Raw genomic sequence first — 14,036 nt, forward strand, 5'->3', positions numbered from 1 at the left:
TTTCCCTTTTTTTCATACCGCATATTCTTCTATCCATATTCACACAACGTGTAATGAAGGAACATCACTATGAGCAAAATCTACGAAGATAACTCTCTTACTATTGGTAATACACCTCTCGTTCGTCTAAACAAAGTAAGTAAAGGCAAAGTTCTCGCAAAAATTGAAGCGCGTAACCCTAGCTTCAGTGTTAAGTGCCGTATCGGTGCAAACATGATCTGGGAAGCAGAGAAAGCGGGCCTTCTTAAGCCAGGTGTAGAGCTTGTAGAACCTACCAGTGGTAACACTGGTGTTGCTCTAGCATTCGTAGCGGCTGCTCGCGGTTACAAGCTAACATTGACCATGCCTGAATCAATGAGCCTAGAACGCCGTAAGCTACTAAAAGCACTAGGCGCGAACCTTGAGCTGACTGAAGCGGCGAAAGGCATGAAAGGGGCGATTGCTAAAGCAGAAGAAATCGTAGCAAGCAACCCTGAGAAGTACCTACTTCTTCAACAATTTGACAACCCAGCGAACCCAGAAATCCACGAAAAGACTACGGGCCCTGAGATTTGGGAAGCGACAGACGGTGAAATCGACGTATTCGTTGCTGGTGTTGGTACGGGCGGTACTATTACAGGTACTAGCCGTTACATCAAAGGTGAAAAAGGCAAAGCCATCACTTCTGTTGCAGTTGAGCCAGCAGAGTCTCCGGTTATTGCACAAGCACTTGCTGGCGAAGAAATCCAACCTGCCCCACACAAAATTCAAGGTATCGGTGCTGGTTTCATCCCTGGTAACCTCGATTTAGACATTATTGACCGTGTTGAGCAAGTTACCTCAGAAGAAGCGATTGAGATGGCTCGTAACCTAATGGAAGAGGAAGGTATCCTAGCTGGTATCTCATCTGGCGCAGCGGTTGTTGCAGCGAACCGACTTGCGGAACTACCTGAATTTGAAGGAAAAACAATTGTAACTGTCTTGCCAAGTTCCGGTGAGCGTTACCTAAGTACAGCACTCTTTGCAGGTATCTTTACCGAAAAAGAGAACCAACAATAATATGTGTTCAAATCAATTTTTAGTTTAAAAAAGCCCCGTTTAGGGGCTTTTTTGTTGATCCCTGCCCTACCTTTGGTAATATCAGGGTGTTTTATTTCTAGCTTCAAAATAAAGAAGCAGAACACAAAAAGGTTTCAAAGTGATTACGCACGCAAACAGTTGCGTAGTTACCAAACTTTTGACTAGTATCAGAACTGACGCGCTTTGAACTCTTCCCGTGCTAGCGCACAAGATGTAAAGCAGTTAAGCTAAAATCTGGTCACAAACTAACAAAAAAATACATTTATTGGGGTATATCACATGTACGAGAAGCAAGTAGAAATCACAGCAGAAAACGGCCTTCACACTCGTCCAGCTGCACAGTTTGTTAAAGAAGCAAAAGCATTCGACGCAGACATCACTGTGACTTCTAACGGTAAAAGCGCTAGCGCTAAGAGCCTGTTCAAACTACAAACACTAGGCCTAGTAAAAGGTACTCAAGTTACTATTTCTGCTGAAGGCCCACAAGCTCAGCAAGCAGTTGACCACCTAGTTGCTCTAATGGACCAACTACACTAATCCGGTCTCCTACTCCAGAAGCCATTTTGTGAAAGCAAAATGGCTTCGTTGGAAATAGGCTCAAAACTAAGCTAAAACTATTCGTTAGCGCACCCATTATTCTCCCGTTTTATAAAGTTGACCAAACTTAAGGTAAGGCTATGATTTCAGGCATCCTAGCATCTCCTGGTATTGCAATCGGTAAAGCACTACTACTTCAAGAAGATGAAATTGTCCTAAACACAAACACTATTTCTGACGATCAAGTAGAAGCTGAAGTTCAGCGTTTCTTTGACGCTCGTAACAAATCTGCAGCTCAGCTAGAAACTATCAAGCAAAAAGCGCTTGAAACGTTTGGCGAAGAAAAAGAAGCGATCTTTGAAGGTCACATCATGCTTCTTGAAGACGAAGAGCTAGAAGAGGAAATCCTAGCACTTATCAAAAACGACAAGATGACTGCTGATCACGCTATCCACTCAGTGATCGAAGAGCAAGCATGTGCTCTTGAGTCTCTAGACGACGAATACTTAAAAGAGCGTGCAACTGACATCCGCGATATCGGTTCTCGTTTTGTTAAGAACGCACTAGGCATCAACATTGTTTCGCTTAGCGATATCAACGAAGAAGTAATTCTTGTTGCTTACGACCTAACGCCATCTGAAACTGCACAAATTAACCTAGACTACGTGCTTGGTTTTGCTTGTGACATTGGTGGTCGTACATCTCACACTTCAATCATGGCTCGCTCACTTGAGCTTCCAGCTATCGTTGGTACTAACGACATCACGAAGAAAGTTAAGAATGGCGACATGCTGATTCTTGACGCAATGAACAACAAGATTGTTGTTAACCCATCAGAAGCTGAGCTAGAAGAAGCGAAAGCGGTTAAAGCAGCATTCCTAGCTGAAAAAGAAGAGCTAGCGAAACTGAAAGACCTACACGCAGAAACGACTGACGGTCACCGTGTAGAAGTTTGCGGTAACATCGGTACAGTGAAAGACTGTGACGGTATCCTTCGTAACGGCGGTGAAGGTGTTGGTCTGTACCGTACTGAATTCCTATTTATGGACCGTACTGCGCTACCAACTGAAGAAGAACAGTACCAAGCGTACAAAGAAGTTGCGGAAGCAATGAACGGTCAAGCTGTGATCATCCGTACTATGGATATCGGCGGCGATAAAGATCTCCCATACATGGATCTTCCAAAAGAGATGAACCCATTCCTAGGCTGGCGCGCTGTACGTATCAGTCTAGATCGTCGTGAAATCCTTCGTGATCAGCTACGTGGCATTCTACGTGCTTCTGCACACGGCAAACTGCGTATCATGTTCCCAATGATCATCTCTGTCGAAGAAATCCGTGAGCTTAAGAAAGCGATCGAAGAGTACAAAGAAGAGCTACGCGCTGAAGGCCACGCGTTCGACGAAAACATCGAAATCGGTGTTATGGTTGAAACTCCTGCTGCTGCTGCGATCGCACACCACTTAGCGAAGGAAGTATCTTTCTTCTCTATCGGTACAAACGACCTAACTCAGTACACACTAGCGGTTGACCGTGGTAACGAGATGATTTCTCACCTATACAACCCACTATCACCTGCTGTACTTACTGTGATCAAGCAAGTTATCGACGCTTCTCACGCAGAAGGTAAATGGACTGGTATGTGTGGTGAACTTGCAGGTGACGAGCGTGCAACACTTCTACTTCTAGGTATGGGTCTGGACGAGTTCTCAATGAGCGGCATTTCAATCCCTAAAGTGAAGAAAGTAGTTCGTAACTCTAACTTCGCAGAAGTGAAAGCAATGGCTGAAGAAGCCCTTTCTCTACCGACAGCAGAAGAAATCGAAGCCGTGGTAGAAAAGTTTATTGCTGAGAAAGCTCAGTAATCGGTAGTACCAAGTAATTCAATACTTAATGGCCATTAGACGGCGAAAAAAGTCGTCTAATGAGCTATATTGGTATACTATAATTCGACAGAATAAAACCAAACCTTAGGAGCATGACACAATGGGTCTGTTTGACAAACTTAAGAAGCTTGTATCTGATGACAGCGCTGACGCTGGTGCTATCGAAATCATCGCGCCACTTTCTGGTGAGATTGTAAACATCGAAGACGTGCCAGATGTTGTTTTCGCTGAGAAAATCGTTGGTGACGGTATTGCTATCAAGCCAGCAGGCAACAAAATGGTAGCTCCTGTAAACGGTACTATCGGTAAGATCTTCGAAACTAATCACGCGTTCTCTATCGAGTCTGACGACGGTGTTGAGCTTTTCGTTCACTTCGGTATCGACACAGTTGAACTAAAAGGCGAAGGCTTCACGCGTATCGCTGAAGAAGGTCAAACTGTTAAAGCTGGCGACACTGTAATTGAATTCGATCTAGCTCTTCTAGAAGAGAAAGCGAAGTCAACGCTAACTCCAGTTGTTATCTCTAACATGGACGAAATCAAAGAGCTAAACAAGCTTTCTGGTTCTGTAACTGTTGGTGAAACTCCAGTTCTACGTGTAACTAAGTAATTTTTACTTAATCGAACACGAAAAAACGCTGCCATTGGCAGCGTTTTTTATTACCTGAAATTTTGTTTCTGATCGACTTACATCAATGAAATCCGCTCAGCTAAGTAATCCAAGTGCCGAACTCTGCCTTTGCTTTGCCTGAGCCAATAATGCTGTTGTCGCATCTTGGAGCACTTGAGAACGCACCATTTCCGTAGATTCTCTTGCGAAGTCTGTATCTCTTATTCGACTCTTGGACTCTGTAACACTCCGATTCACAGTATTTAAGTTATCCATCGAGCCGTTTACACGGTTCTGAAAGCTGCCAATTTCACTTCGGTGCGAATCAACGTACTTAATTGCTGTATCAATCACCCCAATTGAAAGCTGCGCCTTACCTGCCGTCGACATATCGATGTCATCCATTGTGACTAATTGACCAGCGCTCACATCAAGCTCATCCGCTAAACTCCCATCGAGAACCACACCCTCTGGCGCCTTCATCGTAGAAGCGAAGAATTGCAGTTCGTTGTTTTCCGTTACTGAAGCATTCACTATCGATTGTTGAGCATTGATGTAAGTGGCGACCTGTTCTATACGGTCACCCAATTTGAGTCCAATGGATTCCGTTTGGGTTTGCCCTTTACTGTCTTGGTATTCGACTTTTAGGGTTTGGTTATCTTTAGTGACTCGCCAATCTTTATCGACCGCATCACCAACATAATGCTGCCCTCCCATCTCTGGGATATGGCTACGCATGTTACGTAACGTCAAAGAGATTGAATTAGCGTTCGCGCCAATATGGAAACTTTGTGAACCGTAAGATCCATCAAACAGGTTTTTATCCGCAAATGTTGTCGTGATCGCGACACGATCAAGCTCATCTTGCAGCGCTACGACCTCATATTGAATACTTTGCCGATCACTTGAGTCATAACTGCCGTTTGCTGCTTGAAGCCCCAGAGAGCGTAAGCGTTGCAATATGTCACTGCTTTCGTGCAATGCTCCCTCCGCTGTTTGAGCAACAGAAAAAGCGTCGTGTGCATTTCTTAAGGCGACATCAAGCCCTCTCGTTTGTACATGGAGAGTATTCGATATCTGTAAACCTGCCGCATCATCGCTCGCCGAGTTGATTCGAAACCCCGAAGTTAGGTTGCGTTGTGACTCAACATTTTGCGCAGCTGCTTGACTCAGGTGTCTCTGCGCCACCATCGCAGAAACATTGGAATTTAAAGAGATCATCTAATCGATATGAATGCCTTATCGAACATACTGTCAGGACACATCTGAATCGTTATAGCCAATAAGCAAAAAGCCAGGGATGAGCCTGGCTTTGGTTTCTTGCTTTGTTAAATTGATTAACCTAGCAGACTTAGCGCTGAGTTAGGCGCTTGTTTCGCTTGCGCAAGGATTGAGCTTGACGCTTGCGATAGAATTTGTGATTTGGTCATTGCCGTCGTTTCTTTCGCGAAATCTGTATCTTTGATACGGCTCTTCGACGCATTCACGTTCTCGTTAATGTTGTCCAAGTTGCTGATTGCGTGGTTGAAACGGTTCTGGAAAGCACCTAGCTCTGCGCGGTGGCTGTCTACATATTTCAGTGCCGCATCGATGATGGCAACAGATTCTTGTGCGCCACCAACTGAGGTTACGTCGATAGTATCTACCGTTACCTTTTTGCCTTCGCCCAAACCTAGTTCACCAGATAGACCACCTGAAAACTCGACCTCGCCCTCAACTTTGTTGTTGCCAGCGAAGATTTGCAGTTTACCATCTTGGTCTACTGATGCTTTCACTAGGTCAGTTTGGCCGTTAATGTAAGTCGCAAGCTCTTCGATATCGTCACCCGCTTTTGCGCTGATGTTGATTTCTTGCTCTTGGCCGTAGCTGTCCGTTAGGTTGATTTTTAGGTCATTCTTACCTTCAGCAACGTTCCAATCTTTACCTTTACCGCTTTCTGCTTGGTAGCTTACACCGCCCATCATTTTGTTGTCTGAGCGCATGTCTTTTAGCTCAAGCATTACCGCTTCGCCGTTATCCGCACCGATTTGGAACGATTTCGCGCCGTGAGTACCGTTTAGCAGCTTGTTACCACCGAAAGAGGTTGTTTCTGCGATACGGTTTAGTTCGTCGTTTAGCGCGGTCACTTCTTCTTGAATCGCAACACGTTCTGCTTTCGAGTTTGAGCCGTTTGCTGATTGCAGAGACAAGTCACGCATACGTTGAAGAATATTAGTGGTCTCATTCATTGCACCTTCAGCAGTTTGTGCAATCGAGATACCGTCGTTCGCGTTGCGAACCGCTACATCTAAACCACGGCTTTGTACGTTCAAACGGTTCGAGATTTGTAGACCCGCAGCGTCATCTTTTGCGCTGTTGATTTTAAAACCTGAAGACAAACGCTCCATAGAAGTTTGTTGAGCTGAGTTTGCGTTGTTTAGGTAACGCTGAGCGGTCATCGCTGATACGTTAGTGTTTACATTCACTGCCATGGTGATTTCTCCAATTGATTTTCCGGTGTAGCGGTTTCCGACGTCTCGGAAAACCAAGTAGTTCTCTCAAAGTTACCTCTATTAACGACACCAAATTCAGAAGCTTTAGAAAAAAGTTTAAAAAAATAACATTGCGAGATTTAGCTAATAAAATTGAAGAAAAGTAAGAAAAAGTGCTCAAGTTTCCACAAATCGAGCCGAGAGGGCTAAATTGTATAGAAAACCAGCAAAAGGAAACAATTAAAGGTAAGTTCGCAGACGATAGACGTGAAAATTAGAAAAGAAAAAGCCCCTTTTCCTTTGAGAGAACTGGGGCTAGGTTGGTCGCCAGAGCCTATGTGGAGATCAAGAGAAATGAACACATTTCCGGCATACCGAGTGCAACTTTACATTGAAAATGATTGGCAGGTGAGAGATGAGAGAGCCGCTCATTCTATTGTAAAGCTGCTTGCCAAAAGCCTGCATTCCCATCCACGTCTGAATGTATTGAGTACAGGCTAAGTAAACTACTGCAATAGTGACATTGCAGAGTTTGGCAACTGTTTCGCTTGAGCAAGAATCGATGTACCTGCTTGTTGCAAAATTTGTGCTTTGGTCATTTGCGTGGTTTCTTTCGCAAAATCTGTATCTTTAATTCGGCTGTTCGATGCGTCAACGTTTTCTTGGATATTCGCCAAGTTGTTGATGCTGTGACTCAAACGGTTTTGCTTCGCACCTAAGTCTGCACGTTGCGAGTCTACGTATTTCAGTGCCGAATCCAGCACAGAAATCGCGTTTTGAGAACCTTGTACCGTGGTCATATCAATATCTTGTACTGACGTTCTGATAGGTTCATCACTCAGGCCAAGCTCAGATGCTAATCCACCAGAAATAGAAATCTCACCCTGAACGTTTGGATGCGCGACAAAAACTTGCAACTTGCCATCTTCACTTACAGACGCATTAATCATATCAGACTGACCATTAATGTAAGTGGCAAGCTCTTCGATGTCGTCGCCCGCTTTGGCATTAATGTTGATTTCTAGATCATCAACATTGCCGTCTTCGTCTTCACCCATACCTGGTAGCGTGATCTTCAAGTCAGATTTAGCTGGGTCAACGCTCCAGTTTTTATCTTTACCGTTCTCAGATAAGAAGGTCACACCGCCCATGCGCGTATCGTCCGCACGAATGCTGGTGAGTCCCATGATCATGGCTTCACCTGAGCTCGCACCAATCTGGAATGCTGCTTCACCGAATGAGCCGTTCAATAGACGACGACCACCAAATGAAGTGGTTTCTGCAATACGGTTTAGCTCGTCAATCAATGCCATTGACTCTTCGTTGATCGCCTGACGCTCAGCTGGAGAGTTAGTACCGTTCGATGATTGAATCGCAAGGTCACGCATTCGTTGCATGACAGAGGTTGCCTCATTCATCGCACCTTCAGCGGTTTGTGCAATCGAGATACCATCGTTCGCGTTACGCATTGCGACATCTAGGCCACGAGACTGTGCAGTTAAGCGGTTAGAGATCTGTAGACCTGCCGCATCATCTTTTGCACTGTTAATCTTATGTCCTGAAGATAAGCGCTCCATCGACGTGTTTAATTCATCAGTCGCTTTGTTTAGGTAACGCTGCGCGGTCATCGCGGAGACGTTAGTACTAACTGTTACAGCCATTTTGCTCTCCTGTTGAGTTCGCAAGCTTTTGCGAAGCGGCCAGCTTTACTCTCATTTGGATAAGCACTGACCGTAAAAGTTACTTGCTAAATCTGCCTTAAACGCAGGGTTTAGAATCTCTAAATCTGTTCTGATATTTTCAATACAATTTGTGTGCCAACTTTCGTAAATTATTTAACCACTTTTAAAAGAATCAAATAAACAATAAGTTAGCTTTATCATTAAGCTATTTCCGGTTTGTCAGACTCATCTTAGCCCAAGAGTATTGAACGCTGCCCTGTTGCCGCCCGACTTGCCTCCCGCATCATTGCCGCTTTGGGTAAAATCGTGCCGCATGACATCTCAGACTCTCAGGTTACGTCGACTTATCGCGCTTAAGGCTTTGCACATAAGGCATCAAAATCAGACAATGTGTATGAGTGTCATACTAGATGTAGTTAAACAACGTTAGATCTTTGGTCTTACCGAATGCTTGTTGCGATGCCTGTAACGCTCGCGAGTTTTCACTGAACTCGATCACGGCTTTGGAGTAATCCAAATCCTCAAAGTTGCTCTTCGCTTTTGCCAGAGACAAATTAAAGTCTTCATGATTTTGCTCTTGGATATCCAGCGTACTCAATCGAGCACCGGCATCTGTACGCGCTTTATTCAAATGGATAAAAGCAGCGTGGAATTCTTCTGTCATTTGGTGCAATTTGGCGGTCGCCGACGTATCCGAAACCGATTTGTCTGACCATGCCATTGCATCCTTGAAGGTATCGAAAATGCTGAACTCTGCCCGCTTTTCGATCTCAATGCTGTCACCAGGCGTAATTTGGCCTTTTACGTGCACTTTCAGGCCTTTGTATTCAATCCCTTTCTCTGGAGAAAACTCATCGGCATCCACTACTTTGCCGTTACGCTCTAATTGGTAACCAAATTTGCCGTTATTCATATCGACAAATGTCACGCGATACGCCGCATCATCCTTAGCGTCAACGTTAGTAGCTTTGTTTAGCAACAGCTCAGAGCCATTTTGTAGATCGTAATTCGGCTGATAGTCGCCAAATGGGTTTGGTATCTCCATAAACAGCTTGCTGCCAGGATCGTTCATTGGCATCTCAAGCATGCTGGAGACTTTCATTTTGCGCTGATAATCGTCCCCAGCGTATTGCACGCTACCGTCTTTATCGCGATAAAATGGTTGGCTTTTTGGCTTAGTGCCAGCAAACACGTAGTTACCAGATTCATCTTGCGAGTTCACCAAGTTAAGGAAGTTGTTCGCAATCTCTTCTAGCTCACGCTTCTTTGCTTGTCGGTCTTCCGCAGAAAACGCACCGTTAATCATCTCCATCGTTAAGCGCTTCGACTCGTCGGCAAAATTCTCCGCATTGGCGATATTAACTTCGTGGTTTTCTAGACGATTACGCACCAACACTATCGAGCTAAGATATTGTTGTAGCTGTTCTTGTTGCTGACTAATGTTTTGGATGTAATGCGCAGCGAGGGGGTCGTCACTAGGTTTCAGTAACTTTTTCCCTGAAGCAAGCTGCTCTTGGTTGTGGTGAACCTTATTCTCTTGACGACGCAGATCATTTTGTACGGACTGATAGTTATGGAAACTAGAAATTCGGGTTAGCACTTATCTCTTCTCCTTACCTCAGTTGTAAAATGGTATTGAAGGTATCATTCGCCGCTTGCATCACACGTGATGAAGCCATGTACGCTTGTTGAAACTTCATCATGTTGGCCGCTTCTTCATCGAGGTTAACACCAGAAATAGAAGCAACGCGCTCTTGCGCCGCTTCATGCTCTAAACGAGCGACAGAGGCTAAACGGTTTGCTGTAGAAGATTTCAGTCCAACTTCAGTATTGAGGTTATGATAAACATCGATCAAGGTACTGGATTTTCCATCCATCATCTTGTCTGTTTGGATCTTCTGCATTTTTCTCAAGTTGCCGTTACCACCTTCAGAAGGCACCAAGTTTGCGGTGAATTTATCATTCATCAGTGCGCCTTCGCTCAACTCAAACACGGTTGCATCGCCGTTTTTATACAGCGGATGGCTTTTCGGCACTGAGATTTCAATCATCGGGTTATCTTTATCTAACGGATATGAGTATTTGTCCGATAGTAAATTACCCTTGTTATCCGTGATCTTTAACCACGGCTTATCATGCTTCTCGTCGGCTGGTTGTACGGTAACCTCAAACTCTTTAACATCCCCCGCCTCACGAATTTTAAACTTGGCGTTACCTTGGGCAAAAGTGGTTGAGGCTTCATAACTTTGTGCGGCAATAGCTTTTGCGTCATTGGTTTCCATCTTTATGATGGCTGCACCACTTCTCGTTGGGCGTAGCAATACGCGCTCACCGGCGGCAAGGCCTTCACCAATTTGCACTTTCATACCATCCAGAACAAACGACGAATCCGAACGGTCGATGTTCAACGACATTTGCTCACCTTTCGGTGTTGTCACGCTGTATTGGTCGCCATCATAACGCAGCGAATATTCACCACCTTTGATCGCGGAAATGTCCTCGATGTAAACCGCAACATCAGCTTGGGAGTCAGGCGCAGCAAAAACTCGAGATTTTGCCACCAGCTCAGAGTTCACGTCGGTAAATACTTCTTTACCTATCTTACCGTTGAGATCCAGACCTTGAGATTGCAGCTGATTAATTTTGTAGGAAAAGCCCGTCGCTAAACGGCCCATTTCATCTTGCAGTTGTGGGATGTGTTTGTCGCGCATTTCAAGTAAAGCGCCGATTTTGCCATCCATATCATCAGACTTGATCGCTTTAATGCCATTCCCTTCCACCATTGCTAATCGTCTTTGATGAACATCCGGATAGCCATCGATCATTTTGAGCTGGCTTGCTTCCGTGCCAGAAACAAGAGTGTGTCCATTGCCGATATGAACATTAAACCCTTCCGCATTTTTGCGTGGGGTTACGGTAACTTTGGTGTACTCTGACAGCTCAGTAACCAGCTTTTCATGCTGATCCATCAGGTCATTATGTGGACCGGGGGTACGCATCATCAGTCGATGAATATCTCGAATTTCCAACGCAAGTTGGTTAACGCGCTCAATGCCCATATCCAATTTTTTATTGGTGACATCAGATTGCAGTCGAACGGTTTCGTGGAAATCATTTAATGTATCAGAGAAGATTTTCGCCTTTTCCAATACCACTTTTCGTGCCCCTAAATCGTTCGGGGTATCTGCCATGGTTTTTACCGCATCGAACCACTCATTCAGGTTCTCAGGAATTTTCTTCGATGCCACTGAACTCAACATGCTAGAGAGCATATCAAGATTGTCTTGGGTATCCGTTTTGTTGGCATTGTTGGTCGACGACAGGTTCAGTTCATTCACGGCAAACTGATCCCACGAGCGGCGAACATTTTCCACATGCACACCCATGCCGTAGGTAGAACCACCGAACATGCGCGGATCATTCGTGCCTTGGATAACAGACTGACGGCTATAACCCTCTGTATTAACATTAGAAATGTTATGACCAGTGGTGTTTAATTGTCTCTGAGCAGTAAGCACACTTTGAGTACCTACATTCAGAAGATCTGACGCCATACATGCCCCCAAAAACGAAATATAAATCGGCAAAACCGATCACCTAGACACATTAAAAGCAAAAGATGTGCCAAGTGATAGAAAGGCGTAGATGTTCAGATAAAGTGAAGGCTTGCACTATGGCAAGCCTTCGAGAACGTCATAAATTGTCGCAGAGACATTACATACTTTCGATTTTATCCTTCACCTGCAGGACTTTATCTGCGTAATTCGGATCGGTCGCGTAACCCGCACTGTGGATACCGCGAATAAACGACTCTGAATTCCCGCGTTGCTGCAATGCTGTATCGTAACGTGGGTTGTCATTCAAAAATCGTACAAAGTCATTAAAGCTGTCTTCGTAACTTGAGTAGGAGCGAAACGCTGCCGTCTCTTTCACTGGCGTGTTATCGTGGAACTCTAAAGTTTGAGTCGTCACTTTGTCACCCTGCCAGCTTCGATCTGCTTTGATATTAAATAAGTTGTTGCTGCTGCCACGCGCGTTCTTCACGACCTTTTGTCCCCACCCCGTTTCCAAAGCGGCTTGCGCAAGTAGCAAAGATGGCTCGACACCTAGGGCTTTCGCAGCTTTCTCCGCGTATGGCTTCATCGAGTTAACAAAGGATTCTGGTGAATCGAATCGAGTGGGTTCATTGCTTGGTCGAGATAGTTGACCAGATTCAATCAAGCGCTGTTCAATCTCGCGCGCTTTTTTCGGGTCAACACGACGATATTCCGCAGCATTGTTTGCCGCATCACGCATAGCCGTTTCTTTTTTGTCGTTCCCTTGCCCAGCCGTTAATTGCTTAACAATCATATCGGCCAGTCCCATTGAACCAGACGAACTCAATTCACTCGCCATCTGTTCATCCAACATTTGTCGGTAGAACTTCTCGTTTTGGCTGTTCATCATGTTGGACTCAAAGCCCTCATTGGCTTCACGCATGGATTTCAACATCATGGAGGTGAAAATAGATTCGAACTGACGAGCAGCCGCATGCAATGCTTCTTGCTCGCCATCTTTTCCCTCTTTCACTGCTTTTTGACGCAGAGTGTCCAGAGAACTGATGTCATGGATAAAACCAATGTCGTTAGGATTGTTCATTATACCTACCTCCTAACCATTAAATGATGATCAACTGGCCTTCAATGGCACCAGCTTGCTTCAATGCTTGTAAAATTGCCATCAAGTCCGAAGGCGCAGCCCCGACTTGGTTCACGGCACGGACCAAATCATCCAACGTTAAGCCTGGTTCGAACTTAAACATTTTTCCTTGCTCTTCGCTGACTTCGATATCCGAGTCTGGTACGACTACGGTTTGCCCACCAGAAAAGCCGTTAGGTTGGCTAACATTCAGGTTTTCTTTGATCGCAACCGTCATGCCGCCATGCGTTACTGCTGCTGGTTTAAGACGTACATGCTTACCAACTACAATAGTGCCCGTTCGTGAGTTAACGATGATTTTGGCTGCACCATCTGCCGGGTCGAATTCTAGGTTTTCGATTGCCGATAAGAACGCAACACGCTGACTGACGTCACGAGGAGCACGCACGCGCACTGATGTCGCGTCAACAGCGCTCGCCATTTGTGGGCCAAGGAAGTTGTTTACAGCATCCGCCATACGTTGAGCCGTTGTGAAGTCTGACTCAAGCAAGTTGAACGTGATGTAATCGCCACGACCAAATGGGTTTGGAATTTCTCGCTCTACTGTCGCACCACTAGAGATAAGACCAACGGTTGGATTGTTACCTACGATTTTAGAACCGTCAGCGCCTTCAGCACTGAAGCCGCTCACCACTAAGTTACCTTGAGCAACCGCGTAAACTTGACCGTCGAGACCTTTGAGGAACGTTTGTAGTAGCGTACCACCACGCAAACTTTTAGCACTTCCGATGGAAGAGACAGTCACGTCCACTTGCTGACCCGGTTTAGAGAAAGGCGGCAACTCTGCCGTAACCATGACTGCGGCAACGTTTTTAATTTTTGGCTTTGTGCCCGGCGGCATCTGAATGCCGAAGTTTTGCAGCATGGCGGCGAAACTTTGCTCTGTAAACGGGTTCGCTTCACCCGTACCAGGTAAGCCTGAAACCAAACCATAACCCACGAGTTGGTTGCTTCGTACACCTGCCACTTGCGCGACGTCTTTGATACGTGCGGCTTGGGCTACGGTAGAAAACAGAGCAACGCTCATCAGTACTAAAAGGAGTTTTTTCATGCTTACTTATCTCTTGCAGTCAAATTGCCGTCAGCACGGCGT

Annotated in this window: 11 protein-coding genes; 4 read left to right on the plus strand and 7 right to left on the minus strand. The window is 45.3% G+C overall.

The window, feature by feature from the left end:
• Positions 1-69: 69 nt before the first annotated feature.
• From cysK to crr, 4 genes are all read left to right on the plus strand, one after another.
• The gene (gene cysK, locus R7Q48_RS11315; protein WP_318132285.1) at positions 70-1,038 is read left to right on the plus strand and encodes a cysteine synthase A; all 969 of its coding nucleotides are present in this window, start codon (positions 70-72) and stop codon (positions 1,036-1,038) included.
• Positions 1,039-1,338: 300 nt separating this feature from the next.
• Complete coding sequence (locus R7Q48_RS11320; protein ID WP_005382043.1) at positions 1,339-1,596, plus strand: HPr family phosphocarrier protein; 258 nt, start codon at positions 1,339-1,341, stop codon at positions 1,594-1,596.
• 140 nt (positions 1,597-1,736) lie between these two features.
• Positions 1,737-3,461: a phosphoenolpyruvate-protein phosphotransferase PtsI gene (ptsI, locus tag R7Q48_RS11325; protein ID WP_005389298.1), complete on the plus strand. Its 1,725-nt coding sequence runs from the start codon at positions 1,737-1,739 to the stop codon at positions 3,459-3,461.
• Between the two features lie 121 nt (positions 3,462-3,582).
• The gene (crr, locus tag R7Q48_RS11330) at positions 3,583-4,092 is read left to right on the plus strand and encodes a PTS glucose transporter subunit IIA (protein ID WP_005382041.1); all 510 of its coding nucleotides are present in this window, start codon (positions 3,583-3,585) and stop codon (positions 4,090-4,092) included.
• A 96-nt stretch (positions 4,093-4,188) separates the two neighbouring features.
• Here the strand turns inward: crr and R7Q48_RS11335 are convergent, their stop codons facing one another.
• The 7 genes from R7Q48_RS11335 to R7Q48_RS11365 form a co-directional block, all read right to left on the minus strand.
• On the minus strand, positions 4,189-5,313 hold the full coding sequence (locus R7Q48_RS11335; protein WP_238970216.1) for a flagellin: 1,125 nt from the start codon (positions 5,311-5,313) through the stop codon (positions 4,189-4,191).
• Between the two features lie 116 nt (positions 5,314-5,429).
• Positions 5,430-6,563 (minus strand): flagellin, encoded by a 1,134-nt coding sequence (locus R7Q48_RS11340; RefSeq protein ID WP_005380447.1) that lies wholly within the window; start codon positions 6,561-6,563, stop codon positions 5,430-5,432.
• 506 nt (positions 6,564-7,069) lie between these two features.
• Positions 7,070-8,224: a flagellin gene (locus R7Q48_RS11345; RefSeq protein WP_005382038.1), complete on the minus strand. Its 1,155-nt coding sequence runs from the start codon at positions 8,222-8,224 to the stop codon at positions 7,070-7,072.
• Positions 8,225-8,651: 427 nt separating this feature from the next.
• Positions 8,652-9,845, minus strand: a complete 1,194-nt coding sequence (gene flgL / locus R7Q48_RS11350) for a flagellar hook-associated protein FlgL (protein ID WP_005382037.1) — start codon at positions 9,843-9,845, stop codon at positions 8,652-8,654.
• Between the two features lie 13 nt (positions 9,846-9,858).
• Positions 9,859-11,799: a flagellar hook-associated protein FlgK gene (gene flgK / locus R7Q48_RS11355; RefSeq protein WP_238958913.1), complete on the minus strand. Its 1,941-nt coding sequence runs from the start codon at positions 11,797-11,799 to the stop codon at positions 9,859-9,861.
• A 160-nt stretch (positions 11,800-11,959) separates the two neighbouring features.
• Complete coding sequence (gene flgJ / locus R7Q48_RS11360) at positions 11,960-12,886, minus strand: flagellar assembly peptidoglycan hydrolase FlgJ (RefSeq protein WP_053807678.1); 927 nt, start codon at positions 12,884-12,886, stop codon at positions 11,960-11,962.
• 16 nt (positions 12,887-12,902) lie between these two features.
• The gene (locus R7Q48_RS11365; protein ID WP_005393118.1) at positions 12,903-13,994 is read right to left on the minus strand and encodes a flagellar basal body P-ring protein FlgI; all 1,092 of its coding nucleotides are present in this window, start codon (positions 13,992-13,994) and stop codon (positions 12,903-12,905) included.
• Between the last annotated feature and the right edge of the window lie 42 nt (positions 13,995-14,036).

It is taken from the genome of Vibrio sp. 378 (assembly GCF_033339435.1).

What these genes read in the sequence shown, in the direction of transcription:
- crr (WP_005382041.1), top strand. Translation starts at nt 3,583, where the DNA reads ATGGGTCTGTTTGACAAACTTAAGAAGCTTGTATCTGATGACAGCGCT.
- R7Q48_RS11345 (WP_005382038.1), bottom strand. Translation starts at nt 8,224, where the DNA reads ATGGCTGTAACAGTTAGTACTAACGTCTCCGCGATGACCGCGCAGCGT.
- flgK (WP_238958913.1), bottom strand. Translation starts at nt 11,799, where the DNA reads ATGGCGTCAGATCTTCTGAATGTAGGTACTCAAAGTGTGCTTACTGCT.
- R7Q48_RS11320 (WP_005382043.1), top strand. Translation starts at nt 1,339, where the DNA reads ATGTACGAGAAGCAAGTAGAAATCACAGCAGAAAACGGCCTTCACACT.
- ptsI (WP_005389298.1), top strand. Translation starts at nt 1,737, where the DNA reads ATGATTTCAGGCATCCTAGCATCTCCTGGTATTGCAATCGGTAAAGCA.
- R7Q48_RS11335 (WP_238970216.1), bottom strand. Translation starts at nt 5,313, where the DNA reads ATGATCTCTTTAAATTCCAATGTTTCTGCGATGGTGGCGCAGAGACAC.
- R7Q48_RS11340 (WP_005380447.1), bottom strand. Translation starts at nt 6,563, where the DNA reads ATGGCAGTGAATGTAAACACTAACGTATCAGCGATGACCGCTCAGCGT.
- R7Q48_RS11365 (WP_005393118.1), bottom strand. Translation starts at nt 13,994, where the DNA reads ATGAAAAAACTCCTTTTAGTACTGATGAGCGTTGCTCTGTTTTCTACC.
- cysK (WP_318132285.1), top strand. Translation starts at nt 70, where the DNA reads ATGAGCAAAATCTACGAAGATAACTCTCTTACTATTGGTAATACACCT.